Raw genomic sequence first — 23,553 nt, forward strand, 5'->3', positions numbered from 1 at the left:
CTCCTGTCGTCAATACGGCAAGAAAGGGGGTGAGGAGGATGGCAGTTCTTGCCATTCCCCTGACGTCAACTCTGACTGTGAAATGTGAGACTGGGATCACGCCTTCCGGCAGTCCGGTGATTAGGAAAAAGAGTATCCCTGGATTGAAGTCTACGGTTACGGATGAGGATCTCCACGAAATCGCCACGGCGTTGTTCAGTTTAGTGGCGGATCAGGTAGTGGATATCACCGTAAGCAGGAACTCACAGCTCCTTGAAGAGGAGTAAGGGCCCTGGGAAAGGGTATCTGGGAGGGATTTCAGGAAGGGGGTGAATAGATTGCCAATTTCTACGAACCGTATAATTAAATTATCCTTCCGGACCAGCGGGGGTAAAGCGGCGGGTATTACGCTCTCCAACCCTAAGCAGGGTCTGACAAAAGAAGTAGTGCAGGACGTAATGAATACTATCCTGGCGAAAAACGCTTTTATCACAGCCAGCGGAGAGCTGGTTGGAATAAAGGATATCAAAATAACGGATACGGTGACGGAGGATTTATACGATCCTCTCGAGCCGTAGCGGAACAAGCCAGGTGAAGGGAGAATAGAAGAATTTCCGCTGCCGTGGGCGGCAGCGGGATTCTTCTTTCCCATTTCCAATAATTAATTTAAGGAAAAGCAGGATTTAGCGATCGAATACAGAAAATTAGGAATAATATATAATTTGCATGATAACTCTTTCTAAATATTACAGAAGGTTAGTGAGATGAGACAAACATGAATGGCTTTATTTCGAGTGGTCTTTCTTTGCTGGACAGCCAGGAATTGATTCTCTCCTCCCTTTATCTTGATGAAGAGACCTTATTGGCTGATGCTCTGCAGATCATTTTAAAAGAGGAACGAACTCATCTGCCGGTAGTAAGCAAAGAGAAAAAATTTCTGGGTGTTTTAGGGACTGCCGATATTATGGAAAGTTTAACCCAGGGGAAGTTTGATCCCAAGGCGCCGATTACATCCTATATACGGCCGGTGGAGTGGCTGCTTCCGGAGGAGAACAGCCTGCTTTTTAATTTCAATGTCCTGATTACCGAAGGATGGCCCACCGCCTTTGTGGTTGATAGCAAAGGTGAGTATCAAGGTGAATTCAAATTTCATGATAATCTGTTCCTGTTGTACCAACTGCTGAACGACCTGGATTTCTATATCAGCCAAACCATCGAAGCTGTTCATAATGCCGTGGTGGCTATTGATGCTCAGGGGCGCATCGTTTTCTTTAACCCTTCTGCGGAAAAATTGCTGGGCTTTCATGCTGAAGAAGTCCTCGGCAAACCGATCAAAAACTTTTTTCCGGACTCCTTAACCTTTAAAGCGCTGGCAACAGGTGAAGAACTGCGGGGCATCCCCATGAGCTACGGTGAGCTTAACACCAAAGCAGACTTCCTGCCCATCATCCTGGGGCATAAGGTTCTGGGCGCAGTAGCCGTGTTTAAAGATATTACCGAACTGGAAGAGGTAAGCCATCGTTTGAATTCCAACGAAAAGCTGATGGCCACACTGGAGGCGGTGGTCGAGAATTCTTATGAAGGCATGGTCGTCATCGATGATCAAGAGAATATTGTCCTGATGAACCAATTCTTTTTGGATGTCATCGGGGTTAAAGTGCAGGATGTGATCGGCAAAAAGATTAATGATATCAGCCCTAATTCCAGTCTGCCCCAGACCTTGAAATCAGGGAAGGCCCAATTCGGCGAGACCTGGCATCTTAAGGGGCGCGATTTTATCATCATGCGGGTCCCCATTGAACGGGAAGGCAAAGTCGTGGGGGCCTTGGCCAAGACTCTTTTCAAAAACATGGAAATCGCCAAAATGTTTGCCAAAAAAGTCATGCGCCTGGAAGAAAACCTCGCTTACTATAAAGAAGAGTTGGGCAAATTCCATTCCTCCCAATTCGTTTTTGATGATATTATCGGGGAAAGTCCCAGAATGAAAAAAGCCAAATCCTTAGCACATCGTGCCTCCCAAACAACCTCCACCATTCTGATCCTGGGTGAAAGCGGTACAGGGAAAGAAGTCTTTTCCCATGCTATTCATAAATCAAGTATTCGCAGCAATGGACCTTATATCAAAGTGAATTGTGCGGCATTGCCGGAAGACCTCCTGGAATCAGAACTTTTTGGTTATGAAGAGGGAGCGTTTACGGGGGCCCGCAAAGGCGGCAAGCCCGGTAAATTTGAGCTTGCGGACAAAGGGACGATCTTTCTTGATGAGATCGGGGATATGTCTCTGGGTATGCAGGCTAAACTGCTGCGGGTGCTGCAGGAACGTGAACTTGAGCGTTTGGGGGGGACAGAACCCATCAAAGTCGATGTGCGGATTATTGCCGCCACGAACAGGGATCTGCACAAAATGGTGATGGAGCATAAATTCCGCCTTGATCTTTATTACCGTCTCAATGTTCTGACCATCGATCTGCCTCCTTTAAGAGAACGCAAAGAAGACATCGGCTTTATTGCCAGAGGACTTATTGAAAAAATCAATAAGCGGCTGGGTACGGACATCCAGGGGGTGCGACCGGAGAGTATTACCCACTTGTGTGCTTATGACTGGCCGGGCAATATTCGTGAACTGGAGAATATCCTGGAACGGGCCATCGTCATTTGTGATGAAGCCTGGATTTTGCCCAAGCATTTGGCTTTGCCGGGAGTCATGGAAACCATAACCTTAGGTGCGGAACAAACCCTGGAGTATGCTTTACAAGCCGCAGAACGTGAGATTCTTGATAAGACTCTCCGCCGTGTTCAGGGCAACAAGGTACAGGCTGCCCGAATCCTGGGCATTCACCGCTCCGTGCTCTATAAAAAGCTGGCTAAGTACAATATTCAAGGGTAGATCTACTATTTTAGGGTAGATCTACGAATGTCTCGATTTTGAGCCACTGTAGTTTTTTGGAGACAGTGTCCTTTTTAATAGACATATGGAGTGAAAAGGTTGGAATTCCAGCCTTTTTTTAATTTCTCGCTGATTTAAAGACAAAATGTTGTCCGCTTTTAAAGACATATGAACTTTGCGTTCACATGTACAAATAGATGAAATATTTTAAAAATTTCGAAAATATCTCAATGAATTCAAGGCTTTCCGGAGGTGAGGATTAAAACTTGACGCACATTGGCACGTTATTTGCATTATAAACAGATAATTTATAATATTCCCATAGTTGTGCGGCTGCCCAAAGAGACTGTCGGCAAGGAGGTCACCTTCATTGAACTTTAATCTTACCGAAGATCAAAAGATGATGCGAAAAATGGTCAGAGATTTTGTGGAAGAAGAGGTCATTCCCCAGGCGGCTCATACCGATGAGACCCATGAGTTTCCTTTGGCCCTGGTACATAAGATGCGAGAACTGGGACTATTGGGGATTCCTATTCCGGAGGAGTATGGAGGGGCCGGCTCCGATTTTACCTCCTACACCTTAGCCCTTGAGGAGATCGCCCGGGGCTGTGCCTCCACGGCCGTCATTATGGCTGTTCACACAACCCTTGGCACCTTTCCGATTTATTATTTTGGCAATGAAGAACAAAAACAGAAGTATTTGCCGAAGCTTGCCAAAGGAGAGATGCTGGGGGCCTTTGCCCTCACGGAACCGAACTCCGGGTCCGATGCCTCCAGTTTAGTCACCACCGCCAAGCGCCGCGGCGACCACTATGTGATCAACGGCAGCAAACGCTTTATCTCCAACACCGGCTATGCCGGAATCTATACAGTTCTGGCTTCCACCGACCGCACGAAGGGTTCCCGGGGAATTACGGCTTTTCTTGTCGATGCCGATACTCCCGGTCTTATCATCGGCAAGAAAGAAAAGAAAATGGGACTCCACGGTTCATCGACCCGTGAATTGATTTTTGAGGATATGGTGGTTCCTGTGGAGAACAGATTAGGAGAAGAGGGGCAAGGGTTTAAAATTGCCATGGCCTTGCTTGATGATGGCCGGATCGGCATTGGGGCCCAGGCGGTAGGGATTGCCCAGGCAGCTTTTGAGGCTGCCCTGGCCTATGCTCAGGAAAGGGTTCAATTCAAGCAGGAGATTATGAATTTCCAAGGCATCCAATTCATGCTTGCGGATATGGCCGCTCAACTGGAAGCGGCCCGGTTATTGGTCTATCAGGCGGCCGTCAGGCGGGTGGAGGGGGTGCCCTATAGTAAAGAGGCGTCCATGGCCAAATTATTCGCCAGTGAAATGGCGGTCAAAGTGACCAATGATGCCATGCAGATCTTCGGGGGCTACGGCTACACCCGGGAATATCCCATCGAACGCTATCTGCGGGATGCCAAAATCACCCAAATCTATGAAGGCACCAACCAGATTCAGCGGATTGTTATTGCTAAACATTTAAGAAACAAAAATTATGACATGGAGAGGAGAACGTTATGAAAACGATTATGGTCATCGGAGCGGGGCAAATGGGCTCCGGAATTGCCCAAGTAGCGGCTCAGGCAGGGTACACAGTCATTCTAAATGATATCAAGGAGGAGTATGTAGACCGTGGTCTGAAAGGGATTGAAAAAAATCTGGACCGCAGTGTGGAAAAAGGCAAACTCTCTGCGGAAGAAAAGTCCAAGATCCTCGGACAGCTTCAAACCAGTGTTTCTCTTCAGGATGCGGCTCTGGCTGATTTAGTCATTGAAGCGGCAGTTGAAAACATGGCGATTAAACATGACATTTTCCAAACCCTGGATAATGTTTGCCCCGAACATACCATCCTGGCTTCCAATACGTCCTCATTGCCGATTACGGAAATCGGCGCCTGCACCAAGCGCCCGGACAAAGTGATCGGGATGCATTTTATGAATCCGGTGCCGGTGATGAAGCTTGTGGAGATCATCCGCGGCCTGGCAACCAGTGATGAAGTGTATACCGAGATTGAGAACCTGAGTGTGGCCATGGGGAAAACCCCGGTGGAGGTCAATGATGCCCCGGGTTTTGTCGCCAACCGGATTCTGATTCCGATGATTAACGAAGCCATATGGACTCTTAACGAGGGCATTGCCAAACCGGAAGCTATCGACAATGTCATGAAGCTGGGAGCCAATCATCCGATGGGTCCTTTGGCCCTGGCGGATTTGATCGGCTTGGATACGGTTCTGGCCATTTGTGATGTACTCCATGAAGGGCTTGGCGATAAATACCGGCCCTGCCCGCTGTTGAGAAAATATGTCAAGGCCGGCTGGCTGGGCAGAAAAACGGGCAGAGGTTTCTACACTTATTAAGGTTTCTACACCTATTCCAGGAAAGGTTAGAGATATTCAGAAAAAATGAGGGGAGACGAAAACGTATGATTTTTGATTTAAGTGAAGACCATGTGATGATGAGGAAAATGGTGCGGGATTTTGCCGAGAATGAGTGTGCAGCAGGCGCCGAAGAGCGGGATGAAAAAGAAGAATTTCCCCGTGAAATATGGAACAAACTGGCGGAACTGGGCCTGGCAGGGATTACCTTTCCCGAGAAATACGGCGGTGTGGAGGCCGACTATTTATCCTATGCCATCGCGGTTGAGGAATTATCACGGGTGGATGCCTCAGTCGGGGTGACTGTGTCCGCTCATTCCAGTTTATGTGCAAATCCTATTTATCTCTTTGGTACGGAAGAACAAAAACAAAAATATCTCGTTCCTCTGGCCAGCGGCGAAAAGATGGGAGCATTTGGCTTAACGGAGCCAATGGCCGGCTCCGATGCTTCCGGAACCCGGACCACCGCAGTCAAGGATGGGGATGATTATATCCTCAACGGCACCAAAATTTTTATCACCAACGCCTATGAAGCCGATACTTACGTGGTCACGGCCCAGATGGATAAGAGCAAAGGGAATAAGGGCATCGCCGCCTTTATCCTGGAAAAGGGCATGCCGGGCTTTAGCTTTGGCAAGAAGGAAAAAAAGATGGGGATTCGTTCCTCGGCCACCTATGAATTGGTTTTTGACAATGTCAGGGTTCCGGGAGAAAACCTCTTAGGTCAGGAAGGACAAGGCTTTAAGATTGCCATGGTCACTCTGGACTTCGGCAGAATCGGCATTGCCTCCCAAGCTTTGGGCATCGCCCAAGGGGCTTATGAGCAAGCCAGAAAATACGCTAAAGAAAGAGTTCAATTCGGCCAGCCCATCGCTCACTTCCAAGCCAACCAATTTAAGCTGGCAGATATGGCCACCCAGATCGAGGCGGCCCGGCTATTGGTTTATCAAGCGGCTTATCTGGCCACCCAGCATAAACCTGTCTCCAAAGCTTCAGCTATGGCTAAGCTTCATGCCTCAGAGACAGCCATGTGGGTGACCACCCAGGCGGTCCAAATGCACGGCGGCTACGGATATACCCGTGAGTATCCTGTAGAGCGCATGATGCGGGATGCCAAGATCACAGAGATTTATGAAGGCACCAGTGAAGTACAGCGTATCGTCATCGGCAGCCATATCTTAAAAGAGTAGGTCTTAAATAGAGTAGGAGGATACCCTATGAACATTGTGGTATGCGTTAAGCAAACGATTGATACAGAAGCTAAAATAGTTTTGAACAGTGAAGGAAAAATAGATGCCAATGGGGTTACCCTGGTGATCAATCCTTTGGACGAATACGCTATTGAAGAAGCGCTCCGCATGAAAGAGAAATTCGGCGGTGAAGTAACCGTTATTACCTTGGGCGGGGATCAGGCCACCGCGACCATCCGCAGTGCTCTGGCTATGGGCGCCGATAAAGCGATTCACATTAACGACCCTGCTCTGGGGGAAGTGGATGAAGGCATAGCTGCCGCCATCCTCGCCAAAACCATCGAGACCATCCCTTACGACATCATTTTAGCAGGAGTGATGGACACCGATAATGGCTCAGCCCAGGTAGCCGTACGCATGGCCGAGAAGCTGGGGCTTCCTTCTATCAGCAGTGTCACCAAGCTGGACATTAATGGCACTCAGGCCACAGCTCTGCGGGTGATCGACGGCGGTCTGGCAACACTGGAGGTAGCACTTCCGGCTGTGATCACCGTAGTTCAGGGCATCAATGAGGTGCGTTATCCATCCGTAGCCGGCATTATGAAAGCGAAGAAAAAGCCCCTGACACCTCTCAAACTGAGTGACATCGGGCTGGATGCCTCCGGCTTGGCGCTGCAGGCCAAGGTTACCCAATATACTTTGCCCACCCCCAGACAAGGAGGAAGAATACTTCCCGGTGAAGCGGCAGAAGCCACCCATGAATTAGCACGAATCCTCCGCGAAGAAGCTAAAGTTCTCTAATCAGTAATGAACACAGTTAGGAGTGAGTTATATGCCTAAGGGAATATGGGTATTTGTCGAACAAGCTGAAGGGAAAGTTCGCAAAATATCCTTGGAAATATTAAGTCAAGGGCGAAAAATTGCCGACCAGACGGGAGAACCCCTGGCGGCGGTGATCGCCGGTGACGGCATCGCCGGCTTAGCACAGGAAGCCGCCGGTTATGGAGCCGATCAGGTCTTCTTACTGAACTCCCCCCAATTGGCCCAGTATACGACCGGGGCCTATACTTCCGCACTGGCTAAGCTCATTCAGGAAAAAGAACCCCAAGCCTTCCTGTTAGGCCACACGGCAGTGGGCAAAGATTTGGCTCCCCGCCTGGCCCAGCGCTTAGGAGTCGGTCTTGCTTCAGACGTGATCGACATTGAAGTGGATCCGGAAAAGTTCCTTCTTTATAAACGGCCTGTCTATACGGGCAGCGCTTACAGCTTTGTGGAAATCGTGAGCAGGCCCAGTCTGGCCACGGTAAGGGCTAAATCCTTCCCGGTGGCGGAGCCGGATCCGGCCAGACAAGCCGAGGTCATCGAAGCAGCGGTGACCATCGACCCGGACGATCTGAAGGTCATTGTCAAAGATGTGGCCTATTTGGTGACCAGCCGCCCGGCGCTGACTGAAGCGGATTTTGTGATCTCCGGCGGCCGGGGCATGAAAGGGAAAGAGAACTTCGCCCTGCTTGAAGAGTTAGCCGATGTGGTGGGGGGAGCGGTGGGAGCTTCCCGGGCGGCGGTGGATTCCGGGTGGATAGACAACCAGTTTCAGGTAGGGCAGACCGGGAGCATTGTGGCCCCGACGCTGTATATTGCCTGCGGTATCAGCGGCGCGATTCAGCACATCGCCGGGATGGGAGCATCCAAAGTCATCATTGCCGTCAATAAGGACCCTGAAGCGCCTATTTTCAATGTGGCCGACTATGGTATCGTGGGGGATTTGTTTGAGGTCGTCCCCCTCCTTACGGAAGAATTTAAGAAATTAGTGAACGGATAGGATTCACCCTTTTAAGGCAACGTGAATGCGGGAGTTCACCGCTGTAAACAAAAGAGGGTCCTGTTTGGAGAAGGGGGGCTGCCCTGGGGCAGCACCCCCCATGATCAAGGAGCAAAGGAAACGCTCCAGGGGAATAGGTCTGGGATTAGGAAAGGGGAATAGGGATATGGCGACACGGGAGCTTTATTGGAATATTGAATATCACTGGTTGATTTACCCTATGCTGGTCATAGCTCTCGGTTTTTTCTGCTATGGTTTTTATCAGCGTTATCAGCTGTGGCAGATAGGACGGCCTGAGAACCGCAGGCAGAATATCGGCAAAAGAATCGGAGATGTCCTTCTTTATGGCTTAGGACATAAAAGAATCTTAAAAGATGCTTTTCCGGGAATCATGCACCTTTTGATGTTCTGGGGGTTTGCCCTGCTGTTCTTTGCCACGATGATTGTAGCCTTGCAGGCTGACTTAGGGATCAATATGTTTAAAGGCGGGCTCTATATCTTTATTAAGGTAACCGCCAATGCCTTTGGACTGTTAGCCATTATCGGCTGTCTGATGGCGATTTGGCGGCGTTATGGTCAGCGTCCGGATCGCCTCGATAATAAAAAAGATGATGCCTTTGTTTTAGCCCTTATCCTCACGATCCTGGTCACCGGTTTTGTCATTCAGGCTGTGCGTATGGCGGCAGTTGAAGATCCCTGGGGCATGTATGCCTTCATCGGCTATGCCATGGCACCCCTTTTCAAGGGCTTGAGCAATTCAACCCTGGAAGGAATTCATGCCTTTCTCTGGTGGTTCCATTTCATTTTAGTGATGGTCTTTTTCGGGTATTTTCCTTACTCCAAGCTTTCCCATATCTTCCTGGCCCCTGCCAATCAGTTTTTGCGGCACCATGGCCCCATCGGCGTCCCGGAGAATATCGATTTTGAAGATGAGAGCCTGGAGACTTATGGCAAAAGCAAGCTCGGTGAGTTCAGCTGGAAGACCCTTTTTAATACGGATGCCTGTTTGCGCTGCGGCAGATGCCAGGATAACTGTCCGGCTTATTTAAGCGGCAAACACCTTAATCCCAAAAAAGTGATTCAGGATATGGGGGCTTATCTGGAAGAGATGGGTCAGGCACTGAAAACCTACCGGGCGGCCAATCCGGCCCTTGCCGTGGCCGGCTCCGGAAATGAGGTGGCGGCTGCGGCTGAAGCTCCTGCGGAAGAAGAGTTGGGCTTGCGCTCTCTCATCGGTGATGTGATTGCCGAAGATGATCTTTGGGACTGCACCACCTGCCGTTCCTGTGAAGAACAATGTCCGATCTTTGTCGAGCATGTGGATAAAACCATTGATATGCGCCGCAATCTGGTGCTCATGGAATCACGTTTTCCCGCTGAAGCTCAGCTGGCTTTCCGCAATATGGAAAACAACAGCAATCCCTGGGGAATCGGCTGGTCCTCACGGGGGGACTTCTTGCAGAGTGTGGGATGTTTAACTATAGAAGAGAATCCAGATGCTGAAATTCTTTACTTTCCAGGTTGCTCCGGGTCCTTTGATGCACGGAATCAAAAGGTCTCGGCAGCCTTGGTGAAACTCCTGAAGGCAGCACAAGTCAATTTTGCTATTTTAGGCAGTGAGGAGAAATGTTGTGGAGACTCAGCCCGCCGCCTGGGAAATGAATATCTTTTCCAGGCCTTGGCTCAGGAAAATATTGAGACGATGAATGGCTACGGGGTAAAAACCATCGTTACTCAATGTCCTCACTGTTTTAATACCCTTAAGAACGAATATCCTGAGTTTGGCGGGAATTACCGAGTGCTTCACCATACCGAATATTTAAACGAACTATTAGCCTCCGGTAGATTAAAGCTTAATCAAGCAGGCAGTGGTTCGGAAAGGGGGGGAAACAGTCAATCCGTTACCTATCACGATTCCTGTTATCTGGGCCGCTATAACACCATCTATGCGGAACCCAGAACCCTGCTGCAAGCTACCGGTTTCCGGATTACCGAAATGTCCCGTCATCATGAGAAGAGTTTTTGCTGCGGTGCCGGCGGCGGAAGAATGTGGCTGGAAGAACATCAGGGCCAGCGTATCAATGAGATGCGCACGGACGAAGCCATGGCAGCAGGCGCAGAAGTGGTGAGCACGGGATGCCCGTTCTGCTTAACCATGATCAGCGACGGCATAGCTGCCCGTGAGGCCGTGGAGAGCGTGAAGGTATTGGATATTGCAGAGATCCTTGTCGAAAGAATATCGGAATAATTGACCGGGCGTCAAAGCGTTTTTTGACGGACAACAGGTCAAAAAAGTAAGAGGGGAGATTATATTATGTCCAATAATAATGGAGGATGGGCAAATCCTTCGCCTGCAGGTCTGGTCGCTTTAGGGGTTGCGTGCTTTACTTTTTTCGCTTTGCTGAGCGGCAGGGTTACAGCGGGGGCAATGCCTCTGCTGGGGTGCTGGCTGATCGGTGGTTTTATTACGCAGGTCATTGTTGGTGCTATTGAGTTAAAAGAAGGCCAGATTCTTGGCGGCAACGTTTTCCTCTATTTTTCAGCATTCTTTATGCTGGTCGGAGGATTGGAGTTTTTTGTTAAGTATTTTGCTGCAGCGCAACAATGGTCAATACCCTTGGATACCCGCATTGACGGCTGGGCTTGGATTGTTCTTTCCTTTTGTCTGGTGCTCTGGACTCCGGCTTACTTCAAAGCGACGAGTGTCTTAACCATGATCGTTATTCTGATCGATATCGCCGTTGTCCAGGTTGCTTTCCTCGATTTGGGAGTTCTCAGTCCTTCCTTCAAACCTTTTGCTGCTTACGCTCTGCTTTTTGCGGGAATTTTGGCCATGTATCTCTCGGCGGCCTTAATTCTCAATACCACTTACGGTAAATCGATCCTTCCTCTCACGAAGCCTTGGGTCAAAGAAAAAACCGCTGCACCTGTTGGAAATGCTAAAAAAATGTAAGGCCATTATTGTTATAATTCGTTAATTATAGAGAATTTCGGATTAGGGTGGAGGAGCGTTTAAACAACCAACCAGTTGGTTGTCTAAGGGAGAATAAGGAGGGGCTGAATTTGAATAGTATAATTGAAGAGTATCAAAAGAAGCTGACTACGCCGGAAAAAGCTGTGAGTGTGGTTAAATCAGGGGATTGGGTGGATTATGGCTCCTTTACCGGTCAGCCCGTTGTCTTGGATAAAGCTTTGGCAGCTCGCAAGGATGAGCTTGAGGATGTAAAGATTCGGGCGGTCACGGCGGTGAGGATGCCCGAGGTGGTCAAGGTTGATCCGGAGGCCAGGCATTTCGTTTATAATAACTGGCATTTCAGCGGTTTAGACCGTAAATTGCACGATCAGGGGCTTTGCTGGTACAGCCCGATCATCTATAATGAACTGCCCAGCTATTACCGGCGTTTTCTTGAGGTGGACGTAGCCATGATTCCGGTGGCGCCCATGGATGAAAAAGGCTTTTTTAACTTCGGACCCCAGGTTTCTCATACCAAAGCCATGTTGGAAAAAGCAAAAATCATTATTTTCGAGGTGAACCCGAAAATACCCCGTTGCCTGGGCGGTCTGGAAGAGGCCCTGCATATTTCTGAAGTGGATTATATCGTGGAAACAGAATGGGATCTGCCTCAGATTCAACCCGTTCCCCCTACCGAGTTGGATAACAGAATCGCCGGATTTATTATGCCTGAACTTGTGGATGGAAGCTGCATTCAGCTGGGTATTGGCGGTATGCCTAATGCTATGGGTAAGATTATTGCTCAATCCGACCTTAAAGATTTGGGTGTCCATACCGAGATGATGACGGAAGCCTTTGTGGAAATGGTGGAAGCCGGACGTGTTACCGGTGCCCGCAAACAGATTGACAGATATAAACTAACCTATACTTTTTCCATGGGAACTCAGAAAACTTATGATTTTCTTCATAACAACCCCAGCTGCGCGATTTACCCGGTAGACTATGTGAACAATCCTTGGATCATCGCCAAGAATGATAAGGTTATCGCCATCAATAATTGCGTCGAAGTCGATTTATTCGGCCAAGTATGTTCAGAATCTTCTGGCACCCGTCAAATCAGCGGCACAGGCGGACAGGTGGACTTTACTTTAGGCGCCTACCATTCCCAAGGCGGTAAATCCTTTATCTGCCTGGAGTCCACCTATAAAGCGAAAAATGGCGAGATAAGATCGCGGATTAATCCTATCTTAACTCCTGGTGCTATCGTCACAACCCATCGCGCCATGGTTAATTATGTGGTGACTGAGCACGGCATCGTCAATTTGAAAGGGAAGTCCACCTGGGAACGTGCCGAAGCTTTGATCTCCATCGCTCACCCCGATTTCCGCGATGACCTGATCAAAGAAGCAGAAAAAATGGGTATCTGGAGAAGAACCGCTAAGCTTGCTTAACACTGTCAGAAAGTAGAACCAAAATTTAGGTGTCATTACCTTGAGGAGGAACGTCATGAGAGAAGTAGTGATTGTCAGTGCTGTCCGTACACCCCTGGGGTCCTTTGGGGGAGCTTTAGAGAACTTTACAGGAGCCGAACTGGGAGCTATCGTGATCAAGGAAGCGATCAAACGGGCCGGAATCCTGCCTGCACAAGTGGAAGAAGTCATTATGGGGAATGTACTCAGTGCTGCGGCAGGTCAAAATCCTGCCCGACAAGCAGCAATTAAAGCAGGAATTCCTCAAGAAGTGCCCGCCTGGACCCTGAATAAGGTCTGCGGTTCCGGACTTAAATCGGTAATCTGTGGGGCCCAGGCCATCCTGGCCGGTGATGCGGACATTATTGTCGCCGGCGGCATGGAGTGCATGTCCTCATCAGCCTATGCTCTCCCTAAAGCAAGAAAAGGCTATCGGATGGGCAATGACAGCCTGGTGGACACCATGATCACGGATGGTTTAACCGATGCTTTCCATAATATTCACATGGGATTGACCGCCGAGAATATCGCTGAGCAGTTCCAGATTTCCCGGGAGGATCAGGATGCTTTGGCACTGCGCAGTCAAAACCGGGCCGAGGCCGCGATCCAATCCGGATTATTCGATGAAGAGATTGTCGCTGTGGAAATTCCCCAAAAAAGAGGAGAGCCTCTGGTGTTCAGTCAGGATGAGTTTCCCCGTTTCGGCACCACTGCCGATACTTTGACCAAGCTGCGGCCGGCCTTTAAGAAAGAGGGTACGGTAACTGCGGGCAACGCTTCAGGGATCAATGACGGGGCTGCCGCAGTGGTGGTCATGTCCAAAGAGAAGGCTGAAGAATTGGGATTAGCAGTCCTGGCCAAAATCACTTCCTGGGCTTCTGCCGGGGTGGATCCTCTGATCATGGGGACCGGACCGATCCCTGCGACACGAAAAGCCTTGGCCAAAGCCGGACTGACTATTGCCGATATTGACCTGGTGGAGGCCAATGAAGCCTTTGCCGCCCAGGCCGCTATCGTTACCCGGGAGCTGGGATTGGATGTGGAAAAAACCAATGTCAACGGCGGCTCCATCGCCTTGGGGCACCCCATCGGTGCTTCCGGCACCCGCGTCCTGGTCACCCTTCTTCATGAATTGAAACGACGGAACGGACAGCGGGGGCTGGCCACCTTATGCATCGGCGGCGGTCAGGGCGTCAGCCTGATTGTAGAGAGATAGGGGGAGAACTATGACATATTCGAATATCCTGGTTGACTATCAGGAGCAGATTGCCCTGGTGACGATCAATCGCCCCAAAGCCTTAAACGCGCTGAATACGCTGACCTTGCAGGAGCTCAGCCAGGTCGTTGAGGATTTGGCCAATAATTCCTCAGTACGGGTCGTGATTCTGACGGGAAGCGGCGAAAAGGCCTTTGTAGCCGGTGCCGATATCGCCGAAATGAACACGAAAACCCCGCTGGAAGCAAGGACGTTCAGCCAATTAGGCCAAAAGCTGATGAATCAGATTGAAAGCCTGCCCCAACCGGTCATTGCCGCCATCAATGGTTTTGCCCTGGGTGGAGGTCTGGAATTGGCAATGGCTTGCGATATTCGGCTGGCCGGTGAGAATGCCCGCTTCGGGCAGCCGGAAGTAAACCTGGGTATACCGGCGGGTTTTGGCGGCACCCAACGGCTTCCCCGCTTGGTAGGCAGCGGACGGGCCAGCGAAATTCTTCTCACTGCCGAGCTGGTAGATGCTCAGGAGGCATTCCGCATGGGTCTGGTTAACCGGGTTTATCCCAAAGAAGAGCTCCAGGAACAAGCTCTGGCTATGGCCAGGAAGATCGCCGCCAAAGCTCCCGTCGCCGTACAATTAACCAAAAGCGCCATTTATAAAGGGGCCAATATGGATCTGAGCAGTGGACAAGATTATGAAGCAGAGGTCTTTGCTTTGGCTTTCCACACTGAGGACCGCAAGGCGGGCTTTAAGGCCTTTCTCGAGAAAAGCCAGACTGAATTCCAGGGGCGATAAGGAAGAGCAGCTTAGAACCTCTTGGTTTAGAGAGGAAATAGTAAACATTCTATAGAATACTAACCCAGGACACGACCTGGGTTTATTTTCTTATAGGAGGGTGATTGGATGTTTTCAAAATCTGAATATGAACGCCGCCTTAAAGGATTTCAAGCTATCCTGGCGCAACAGGAAATAGACGGGGCACTTTTGGTGCAGCGGGCAGATACCCTCTATTTTACGGGGACGGCCCAAAACCTGCATCTTTATATACCCCAGACAGGGAATCCCTTGCTACTGGTCTATCGGAATATGGAAAGAGTTTTGGCTGAGTCCCCTTGGGAGGCTTTTCCACTGACCGGCATGTCTAAACTGCCTGAACTGATCAGTGAACACGGGCATCCCCTTCCCAAGGTGATGGGGCTGGAATATGATGTTTTGCCTGTCGCCAACTATCTTCGCTATGAAAAGATCTTCAGCCAAACAAGGCTGGTGGATATTTCCTATCCACTGCGGCTTTTCCGGGCTGTGAAATCTGCAGAGGAGATCGCCCGGCTTGAAGAAAACGGACGGGTCTATGCCCAGCTCTTGGCGTATGCTTCCACAGTGCTCCGTTCCGGCATGACTGAAATTGAACTGGAAGGTCTGCTGGAGGCTAAGGCGAGAATGCTGGGGCATGAAACCATGCTGCGCACCCGGGCCTTTGGCTTTGAATTTCATTTTGGCGGGGTGGTGGCTGGACCCCAAGGGGCAATTTCCGGCTACTTCGATGGGCCGGTTACCGGCCTGGGCGCATCTTATGCCCATCCCCTGGGGCCTTCCCATACCCCTATTCAGGCCGGGGATATGGTCATGATGGATTTAGTTATTGCCCAGGAAGGGTATCAGGTGGATGCCACCAGAATGCTAGTGATCGGGGAGCCTTCGCAAAAAATGGCGGAAGCCTATCAGCTCAGCTGTGAAATTCAGGAGCGGGCCCGCCTGGCTCTTATCCCCGGGCGCAAAACCGGGGATGTCTATGCCGAACTGGTGGACTGGGTGGAAAGAGAGACTCCATATGCCGGGAATTTTATGGGGTATGGGCAGAATCGGGTCCGCTTCATCGGCCATGGGGTGGGGCTGGAGTTGGATGAACTTCCGACCATCAGCAAAGGCGCTCAGGAGATCCTGGCTCCGGGAATGACCATAGCTGTCGAACCCAAATTTATCTTTCCCGGGGAAGGGGCCGTGGGTGTAGAGGATACCCTCGTTATTGAAGGAGAAAAGGGGGCCCGTTTTCTTACCCATGCCCCCAAATCCATCCTCAGAGTTTAGAGATAAAAGCTTGAATTCAGGCCCTTTTCTGTCGGATTTCTTAACTTGCCAAAGTATGGGTTCGGATCTATACTCTAGTTACACAAATTGAGGGAAGGGGGATTTTCCCTGTTTTCTAAGCTTAAAACTTGGTTTGGTCCAAGAATTCTTAAGACCGGACTGGGAGTAACCATTGCCATATTAATCTGCCAGATAGCTTCAGTGGGGCCGGCCAGCTTTGCCGCCATTACGGTGGTCATCAATATGCAGCCTTCCGTGAGCAAAGCCCTTTCTAACGCCTGGGAACAGATCGCTGTTAATATTGTAGCTGTGGTACTGGCTATTGCGGTGGGGCTGACCGTGGGAAGCAACCCTTATATCATCGGCTTGGTTGTTATCCTAATGATCGCCGCTTCCAACCGTATGGGGTGGCATGGTGTGAATTTAGGGATCGTATCCATCATCTTCATCCTGGATGCTCCTCCCGACCAATTCCTGGAACATGCTATTTCCCGGGCTTTGTGCATTTTTATTGGCTTGGTGGTAGCTCTTACCATCAATCGGGTGCTTGCTCCGCCCCGCTATAAAAAGAATTTCCGCAAAAAATTATATGCCCTTGTCTATGACTCATCGGAGTTCTTTTTGGACAGCCTTAAGCATTATGTGGATTCGACATCCTTCAACAGCTATGAAAAGGTAAAACCAACCTTGCTGGAAAAGCAGTTGGAAGAAGTGACAGAGCTTTACGAACACGCCCGGGAGGAATTCAGCTCCAAAGACAAAATGCAGCTTATGGAGCGGCTTCTGGAGCTGTGCCGGGGATTTATCGAGCGTGGGGAAAACATCGAAGAAATGACCCGTCAAAGAGTGAAACGGCGCCAGGCCCCTGATTCTCCTCCCCAAATGGGTCAGGGAATAAGCAAGGAATTCCAGAATCTTTTGGATTATATCCTGGTTGGCAAAGGGATCCTGGGAGCACTGCGGGATAGTTTGTACCTCAGCTTTACCTATGTTCCGGCCACGCCGCTGCAAACCCTTGATCAGGATTTTTGGAATGAGTTTGATCTGAGGATGGATCAGTGGCAAAAGCATTTTAGCGGCGTGTACTTTCTGCGGGCCACCATGGAAGTGGCTGTGGTGGCCACGGAAATGCGCTGGGCATCCAAGCGGATGAGAAGCAGTTACGAGCTGAGCATTAAGAAGAACGATTTGCAGCCTTTGGAAGAATCCAAGCAGTTTCTGCAGGAAAATCCGGGTGTTTCCGGCGGCCCTAAGGAATAAGTGGATTGACAAAGGATGATTGGGGTAGAAGATGAATATAAGCTATCGTGTGCCTGCAGCGGATGAGATGGAAAAAATCAGTGAACAGATCATGAACAGTTACGTATCAGCCTACGACGGGCTGATGGACAGGGCGTATTTGTCTTCACTGGAAGCCGATCATTGGCTGCCCATTCTAGAGGAGAGTGCGGGCAAAGGAGATATTTGCCTCATCGCGGAATCTGAGGGAAAGATCATTGGCAGCACCGTGTTCAGCATCGCCAATGAGAGGAAAGATATCTATGCGGAATGGCATGCCTTTTATTTGCTGCCGGAGTATATCGGTCTCGGCCTGGGCCATTCATTCTATCAGAGGATAGAGGAAGAAATGCTGAAGCAGGGATGTGAGTTTTGTATTCTGGAAGTATTATCCTCCAATCAGCGTGCCATACGATTTTATCTGTCTCATGGTTTTAGCAGGACAGAAACCTTTACCGTTCAGGAATACGGAATGATACTTTCCTGTGACAAAATGAGAAAAGACTTTAAAGGCTATCCTGTATAATCACTAATAAAGGCGTCCTGCCCCCACTATTATAGTGAAGGGAGGACGCCTTTGGCTATTTGCACCAACTTTGAGTTTCGGAGTTAAGTTTTGACACAGCCCCGTAAGCTTGCTTTAATTCATGCTCATTAATTCATGCCCTAAAGAGAAAGGTGCTGCCCCAGCACATACATCACCAATACATTCCAGACCAAAAGCAGGGGGATTCCCAATACAAAGGTAGTGTGCCTGGTTTTGTGCCGGAAAATCTGCATGCCCAGCCAAGCTCCCAGAGCCCCGCCCAGAAAAGCCAGGATAAAGAACCACTTTTCCGGAATGCGCCGGCCCCTGCTGCGGGCCCGGTTTTTATCCCATCCCATCAGCAAAAAGCCAATGGCGTTGATGATCAGATAAGCCATCCCCAATGGCCAAAGATTAAGCAAATCAGTCAAGAAGCTACTCCTTTTTCTCGAAGGCAGCGAAAGATGTTGTTAAGACGGAACAACCGGCAGTAAAGTAGGCCAGGCGCAATGTGTCGGCGATTTCCTGCTCCGAGATTCCTAACTGGCGGGCTTGATTGGCCAGGCTGGCCACTCCTGCCGAGGCTCCTAAGACGGTATCAAGGGCCAGAGCGATCAAAGTCCTGGTCTTCTCATCAAGGCTGTTCTCCTGAAAGGCGAGAGCAGCTATGTTGCCAATTTCTTGGGCGAAGGTGGGATCATATCCTGCCAGGGGTTTTAAGAAAGGGGGCAATGCCATAAAAAAAACCTCCAATTCACTTTATTTACCACTACTTTATAACTAAACGGGGAAGAAAGCAAAAGGAATTGTCCGGATATTATTTTTTTCTTCTCAGGGTATTCTATAGAGGAATAGCAAAACTAAAAGCGGAAAAGGAGGAGTTGTATGTCCAAGCCCAAAGAAAAGAAAAATGCCGTCGAGGTTATACGCAAGAAGGATCTGAACCCGGGAGATAAAATTCCTCCCTTTGCTGCTCACGACAATGACAAGATCGGTCAAGGCCATTCCAAAGAGCGGACTTAAAGGGTTGCTGAGAATTATATTCTTGACAAAATTCTCCCCGGAGAGTAAACTGAGACACGAGCTGACATTGAGACGCACTTTTTTAAGTGCACGCGAACAATGGAAAAACACCTGCTTATGGACGGCAGGTGTTTTTATATGCATTAATCTGTAGGACTTATTTCCAAACTATGCTATTATGTTTTCGAATGGGGTGGCCTATGCGTTTATTTATAGATTTGATGTGGTTTTTTAAGAAGGAAAAATTGAGTTATATTACCGGAATTATGCTGCTCATCGTCCTGGCAGCCATCAATCTTTGCCCGCCCTATATTGTCGGCAGGGTCGTGGATGGAGTAACCAACCGGACCTTAACCCCGGAAATCCTTTGGCCTTGGCTCTTGATCCTCTGCGGCCTGGGTATTTTATCCTACATCCTTCGCTACAGCTGGCGTATCCTGATTTTCGGAGCGGCGGCCCGCTTAAGCCGGTTGCTGCGCCAACAGCTTTTTAAGCATTTTACCCGTATGTCACCCAGCTTTTATCAAAAGTACCGGACCGGGGATTTGATGGCCCATGCTACCAATGATATTCAAGCCATTGAAACCACTGCCGGGATGGGGGTACTTACCTTGGTGGATTCCCTGGTCACGGGCGGTTTTGTCGTTTTCTCCATGGCAGCCTTTCTGAGCTGGAAATTGACCCTTATTACTTTGTTGCCTATGCCGATTATGGCCTGGGTCTCCAGTTATTACGGCACATTGCTTCATGAGCGTTTCTTCAAGGCTCAGGAGGCTTTCAGCGATCTTAATGATAAGGTTCAGGAAAATATCTCCGGAGTACGTGTCGTGAAAGCCTTTGGTCAGGAGGAAGTGGAGATTGAGTCCTTCCGCAAGTTGTCCGATGATGTGGTCAAAAAGAATCAGGCGGTGGCTGTGGTCGATTCCCTCTATGATCCGTCGATTATGCTGATTGTGGGACTATCCTTTTTTCTGGCCATCTCCTTTGGCGCTTATGAAGTGATCCATCTCCGGCTGACTCTGGGCCAGCTTACTCAGTTCACCCTTTATCTGGGACAGTTTATTTGGCCGATGCTGGCCTTTGGCTGGCTGTTCAATATTATGGAACGGGGCAGAGCTTCCTATGATCGCGTGCAGGCTTTGCTTGAGGTGAAGTCCGAAGTTCAGGATCAGGTTTCCCTGCAGGGAGCCCCTGCAGGAAGCAGGGCAGAGCTTAGACAAAGTGTTAAGGGGGATATTTACTGCACTCTTGAGCAATTTACCTATCCCGGTCAGACCAAGCCCGAGCTGAAGAAGATCCATTTCACCCTTAAAGAAGGGCAGACCCTGGGCATCGTGGGCAAGACCGGCAGCGGCAAAACCACCCTTTTCCGGGTCCTCCTCCGTGAGTTTGCGGGAATGACAGGAGAAATTCGTATTGGCGGTGTCTCTATTGAAGAGATCCCTTTAGATAGCTTGCGGGGAATCTTTGGTTATGTCCCCCAGGAACACTTTCTTTTTTCCACCACCCTGGCCGAAAATATTGCTTTGGGGAAACCCCGGGCCCAGCTCTCGGAAATTGAGAAGGCTGCTAAAACAGCTTGTATTCATGAAGATATCCAGCGGTTTGAAGGGCGCTATGGGACCCTGGTCGGGGATCGGGGAGTCACCTTATCAGGAGGGCAAAAACAGCGGATTTCCATTGCCCGGGCCCTGCTGCTTGATCCTAAAATATTGATTCTTGATGATTCTTTATCGGCTGTGGATGCCAAGACGGAAAAACAAATCCTCCTGGAGCTTAAGGGCAACCGCAGTCAGAAAACCACCTTGATCTCGGCCCACCGCCTCAGTGCAGTTGAGCATGCTGATTTGATTTTGGTCCTTCAGAATGGAGAAATAATAGAGCGGGGCAGCCATGCCGAATTAATGGAGCATCAGGGCTGGTATGCTGAAACCTATCAGGCTCAGCAACTGGAAAGTTTGATCGAAGAGGGAGGCGGACTGGCATGAGCACCCTTATCTCCGAAGAGTTGGAACATAAAGCCGGTCTCAGCGGACAGGGCGGGACCATCCTCAGGCTCCTTGCCTATTTAAAACCCCATCTTAAACCTCTGGTTTTTGCCTTTGCCTTGCTCGTTGCGGGTACCGCGGCCGATGTAGCCGGACCTGTACTGATCAAGATCTTTTTGGATGATTACCTGACCCCTGGACGTCTGGAACCCCTGGCTTTAACAATCCTGGGCGGCGGGTATCTGCTGCTGGTCATCTTGGCTTCTTTCCTTCAATATCACCAATTGGTTCGTTTCAATAAAATCGCTTTGCTGGTTATTCAACAAATCAGGGTGGATATTTTCACTAAGGTTCAGTATTTGGCCATGAGTGTCTTTGACCGGACTCCGGCGGGAGCTTTAGTCTCCAGGGTCACCAATGATACGGAGGCGATTAAGGAACTTTATATCGGCGTGCTCTCAACCTATGTTCAGAACATTGTCTTTCTGCTGGGCATATTTATTGCCATGTTCAGCCTGGATGTGCGGTTAGCGGCCTTCTGCCTGGTGCTGCTCCCCATCATCGTTGTTTTGATGCAAATCTACCGCAGGATCAGCTCCAAGATATACAGGATCTCCCGGGCGGAGCTGGGCAGGTTGAATGCTATACTCAATGAGTCCATCCAAGGCATGAATATCATTCAAATCATGAGGCAGGAAGAAACCTTTCAAAAGAAATTTGCCGGTATTAACGAGAAGTATTACGGTGCGGCCATTGCCAATATTAAACTGGAAAGCACCCTGATGCGTCCGGCCGTGGATCTGCTCTACACCTTCGCGCTGATTCTGGTCCTGGGTTTCTTTGGTCTGGAATCCATCATTGGTCCGGTGGAAGTGGGAGTGCTCTATGCCTTTATCAATTATCTGGATCGTTTTATCGACCCGGTGAATATGATCTTAATGCGCCTTTCCCAGCTTCAGCAGGCGATTATCGCTGCGGAAAGGGTCTTTGAAGTGCTGGATGACGGGCGGACCACCACCGCCCTTGGTTTGAATGCTGTTCAGGAAGCCGGTGATCCTCCTGCTCCTGGTATCGAAAAAGGCGAGATTGAATTTCGCAATGTCAGCTTTTCCTATGATGGTGTCACTGAAGTCTTGAAAAATATTTCCTTTACGGTTCACCCTGGGGAGACGGTAGCTTTAGTCGGTCATACCGGCAGCGGGAAAAGCACGATTTCCAATCTCTTAATGAAGTTTTATCCGGTTAATCAAGGAGACATCCTGATTGACGGCCTATCCTTGCATGACTTTTCCCAGGAGGAGCTGCGCACTCAGATCGGGCTGGTTGCCCAGGACCCTTTCCTCTTTGTCGGAGATATAGCCGGTAATATTGCTCTCAACCGGCCCCAGGTTAAGGAAGGAGAGGTGGAGGCGGCGGCAGAATTTGTGGAGGCTGATCAATTCATTACCAAGCTGGGGCAGGGGTATCAGGAACCTGTCAGTGAAAGGGGCTCCACACTCTCCAGTGGCCAGCGGCAGCTGATCTGCTTTGCCCGCACCATTGCCGGCGAACCTAAGATTCTTATTCTCGATGAAGCCACTGCCAGTGTGGATACAGAGACAGAGGAGGCTATTCAAACCGCCTTAAACAAAATGCGCCAGGGGCGCAGTACCATCGCTATTGCTCACCGGCTTTCCACCATACAGGATGCCGATCTTATCCTTGTTTTGCATCAGGGACAAATAGTCGAGCGAGGCAATCATAACGAACTCCTCGCTCAAAAAGGCCTGTATTACAAAATGTTCCTGCTCCAACAAGGGGCAGGCCAAGGTTATTAATCCTCAGGCTGCGAGTAGGCATACCGCGTGAGGATAGCTGCTCCCAACAGGGTAAGCAGCACAATGAGCTCAAACACTTGCTTGCTCTTACCCATATTCATGATCAGCCGATGCATGCCCGGAAGTTCTTCTTTGATGGCCTGAAGCTTTTCCGGGAAGGTCCCATAGGGTTCCGTGATCTGCTGATAACTTTGGCAGAGCAGTTCATTTTTGCGTTGGATAATCCCCTCGATCTTTGGTATACGGGTCAGGGGCTGAGCAGAACGGGGTTGATTAAAGGTAAAGGATACTGTATTGCCAAGTACCCTGACCTCCTTTTCTGAATACCCCGTTTTTTTCATACCCTCTAAAAAGGCATCCCGCATCCCGGCAGATTCCAGGGTGATCTTAATCTCCATAATGAGCTCAGAGGGTTCGGAAAACTCACCCAAAACAAAGCCCGTCAGCCACCAATGCCGTCCTTCCCTGGTAAAAAGAATCCGCTTTCCTTTCTTGAGGGTGAAGGCCATCTGGAGGCAATCCTTATTGCTTGCCGACTGATAATAGATGCCTGAAAAAATTTTGGGCAGGTCCACATCGACACCGTTGGTGTAGACTCCGACTTCTCCCCCGGTTACCAGATCGTATTGACCTTTCCAAAGACCAATCATCCACTTTTTATTGTTGTAAACAAAGTAGATCGGCTCACAGTCAAGGATCATGCCCAGGGGGGCGGCCGCTTCGTCGTAAAGCCGGCAATAGCCAATACTTCTTTGCCAGGGGTCCATAGTGGATATGAAAATATCCTGGCTTTCATCATAAGCGTAGCCGGCGACGGCCAGAGCCTTATCTAATTCTCTATCTCCCGTCCCCGGAGACAAAACCTTATCTAATTCTCTATCTCCCGTCCCCGGAGACAAAACCTGTAAATCCGTCATGCAAATCC

At 49.6% G+C, this 23,553-nt stretch carries 22 protein-coding genes; 19 read left to right on the forward strand and 3 right to left on the reverse strand.

From position 1 onward, the window contains the following. The first annotated feature begins 38 nt into the window (after positions 1-38). From DESLBE_RS02370 to DESLBE_RS02445, 16 genes are all read left to right on the forward strand, one after another. Positions 39-266, forward strand: a complete 228-nt coding sequence (locus DESLBE_RS02370; protein ID WP_005816046.1) for a DUF1659 domain-containing protein — start codon at positions 39-41, stop codon at positions 264-266. Between the two features lie 42 nt (positions 267-308). Continuing rightward, positions 309-557 (forward strand): DUF2922 domain-containing protein, encoded by a 249-nt coding sequence (locus DESLBE_RS02375; protein ID WP_005816047.1) that lies wholly within the window; start codon positions 309-311, stop codon positions 555-557. Between the two features lie 197 nt (positions 558-754). Then, positions 755-2,866, forward strand: a complete 2,112-nt coding sequence (locus DESLBE_RS02380) for a sigma-54-dependent Fis family transcriptional regulator (RefSeq protein ID WP_144674993.1) — start codon at positions 755-757, stop codon at positions 2,864-2,866. Positions 2,867-3,236: 370 nt separating this feature from the next. Then, the gene (locus DESLBE_RS02385) at positions 3,237-4,406 is read left to right on the forward strand and encodes an acyl-CoA dehydrogenase (protein WP_005816049.1); all 1,170 of its coding nucleotides are present in this window, start codon (positions 3,237-3,239) and stop codon (positions 4,404-4,406) included. After that, positions 4,403-5,242, forward strand: coding sequence for a 3-hydroxybutyryl-CoA dehydrogenase (locus DESLBE_RS02390; RefSeq protein ID WP_144674994.1), 840 nt, complete (start codon positions 4,403-4,405; stop codon positions 5,240-5,242). The genes DESLBE_RS02385 and DESLBE_RS02390 overlap by 4 nt, the downstream gene beginning before the upstream one ends. Positions 5,243-5,307: 65 nt before the next feature. Continuing rightward, positions 5,308-6,450: an acyl-CoA dehydrogenase gene (locus DESLBE_RS02395; RefSeq protein WP_018307342.1), complete on the forward strand. Its 1,143-nt coding sequence runs from the start codon at positions 5,308-5,310 to the stop codon at positions 6,448-6,450. A gap of 27 nt (positions 6,451-6,477) precedes the next feature. After that, positions 6,478-7,251, forward strand: coding sequence for an electron transfer flavoprotein subunit beta/FixA family protein (locus DESLBE_RS02400; protein ID WP_144674995.1), 774 nt, complete (start codon positions 6,478-6,480; stop codon positions 7,249-7,251). A gap of 31 nt (positions 7,252-7,282) precedes the next feature. Continuing rightward, positions 7,283-8,272, forward strand: coding sequence for an electron transfer flavoprotein subunit alpha/FixB family protein (locus DESLBE_RS02405; RefSeq protein WP_144674996.1), 990 nt, complete (start codon positions 7,283-7,285; stop codon positions 8,270-8,272). Between the two features lie 166 nt (positions 8,273-8,438). Continuing rightward, positions 8,439-10,520: a heterodisulfide reductase-related iron-sulfur binding cluster gene (locus tag DESLBE_RS02410; RefSeq protein ID WP_144678603.1), complete on the forward strand. Its 2,082-nt coding sequence runs from the start codon at positions 8,439-8,441 to the stop codon at positions 10,518-10,520. 66 nt (positions 10,521-10,586) lie between these two features. Next, a complete protein-coding gene (locus DESLBE_RS02415) occupies positions 10,587-11,225 on the forward strand; it encodes a GPR1/FUN34/YaaH family transporter (RefSeq protein WP_018211650.1) in 639 nt (212 codons plus the stop codon). A gap of 110 nt (positions 11,226-11,335) precedes the next feature. Beyond that, positions 11,336-12,676, forward strand: coding sequence for an acetyl-CoA hydrolase/transferase C-terminal domain-containing protein (locus DESLBE_RS02420; RefSeq protein WP_144674997.1), 1,341 nt, complete (start codon positions 11,336-11,338; stop codon positions 12,674-12,676). 55 nt (positions 12,677-12,731) lie between these two features. Beyond that, the gene (locus tag DESLBE_RS02425) at positions 12,732-13,910 is read left to right on the forward strand and encodes an acetyl-CoA C-acetyltransferase (protein ID WP_144674998.1); all 1,179 of its coding nucleotides are present in this window, start codon (positions 12,732-12,734) and stop codon (positions 13,908-13,910) included. Positions 13,911-13,920: 10 nt separating this feature from the next. Beyond that, a complete protein-coding gene (locus DESLBE_RS02430; RefSeq protein WP_018211653.1) occupies positions 13,921-14,703 on the forward strand; it encodes an enoyl-CoA hydratase-related protein in 783 nt (260 codons plus the stop codon). 108 nt (positions 14,704-14,811) lie between these two features. Further along, positions 14,812-15,996 carry a Xaa-Pro peptidase family protein gene (locus DESLBE_RS02435; protein ID WP_144674999.1) on the forward strand — a complete coding sequence of 395 codons (1,185 nt, stop codon included), beginning with the start codon at positions 14,812-14,814 and terminating at the stop codon, positions 15,994-15,996. 87 nt (positions 15,997-16,083) lie between these two features. Next, a complete protein-coding gene (locus tag DESLBE_RS02440) occupies positions 16,084-17,256 on the forward strand; it encodes an aromatic acid exporter family protein (protein ID WP_005816060.1) in 1,173 nt (390 codons plus the stop codon). A gap of 31 nt (positions 17,257-17,287) precedes the next feature. Further along, a complete protein-coding gene (locus tag DESLBE_RS02445) occupies positions 17,288-17,800 on the forward strand; it encodes a GNAT family N-acetyltransferase (protein ID WP_144675000.1) in 513 nt (170 codons plus the stop codon). 140 nt (positions 17,801-17,940) lie between these two features. On the opposite strand, the gene DESLBE_RS02450 is transcribed toward DESLBE_RS02445, so the two are convergent. Next, complete coding sequence (locus DESLBE_RS02450) at positions 17,941-18,231, reverse strand: DUF1294 domain-containing protein (RefSeq protein WP_172625351.1); 291 nt, start codon at positions 18,229-18,231, stop codon at positions 17,941-17,943. Between the two features lie 4 nt (positions 18,232-18,235). Further along, positions 18,236-18,538, reverse strand: a complete 303-nt coding sequence (locus tag DESLBE_RS02455; RefSeq protein WP_005816063.1) for a carboxymuconolactone decarboxylase family protein — start codon at positions 18,536-18,538, stop codon at positions 18,236-18,238. Positions 18,539-18,685: 147 nt separating this feature from the next. Here DESLBE_RS02455 and DESLBE_RS26455 point away from each other — a divergent pair, with 147 nt between their 5' ends. From DESLBE_RS26455 to DESLBE_RS02465, 3 genes are all read left to right on the forward strand, one after another. Further along, positions 18,686-18,823: a hypothetical protein gene (locus tag DESLBE_RS26455; RefSeq protein WP_015944262.1), complete on the forward strand. Its 138-nt coding sequence runs from the start codon at positions 18,686-18,688 to the stop codon at positions 18,821-18,823. A gap of 200 nt (positions 18,824-19,023) precedes the next feature. Further along, positions 19,024-20,811: an ABC transporter transmembrane domain-containing protein gene (locus tag DESLBE_RS02460; RefSeq protein ID WP_172625352.1), complete on the forward strand. Its 1,788-nt coding sequence runs from the start codon at positions 19,024-19,026 to the stop codon at positions 20,809-20,811. Next, entirely contained in the window at positions 20,808-22,628 is a 1,821-nt protein-coding gene (locus DESLBE_RS02465) for an ABC transporter transmembrane domain-containing protein (protein ID WP_144675002.1), read from the forward strand. Before DESLBE_RS02460 ends, DESLBE_RS02465 begins: the two co-directional genes overlap by 4 nt. Here the strand turns inward: DESLBE_RS02465 and DESLBE_RS02470 are convergent. Then, positions 22,625-23,545: a DUF4474 domain-containing protein gene (locus tag DESLBE_RS02470; protein WP_144675003.1), complete on the reverse strand. Its 921-nt coding sequence runs from the start codon at positions 23,543-23,545 to the stop codon at positions 22,625-22,627. The two genes, DESLBE_RS02465 and DESLBE_RS02470, sit on opposite strands and share 4 nt — an antisense overlap. Positions 23,546-23,553 lie beyond the last annotated feature (8 nt).

This window comes from Desulfitobacterium sp. LBE, from assembly GCF_007830365.1.
GTDB classification, from domain to species: Bacteria; Bacillota; Desulfitobacteriia; order Desulfitobacteriales; family Desulfitobacteriaceae; genus Desulfitobacterium; species Desulfitobacterium hafniense.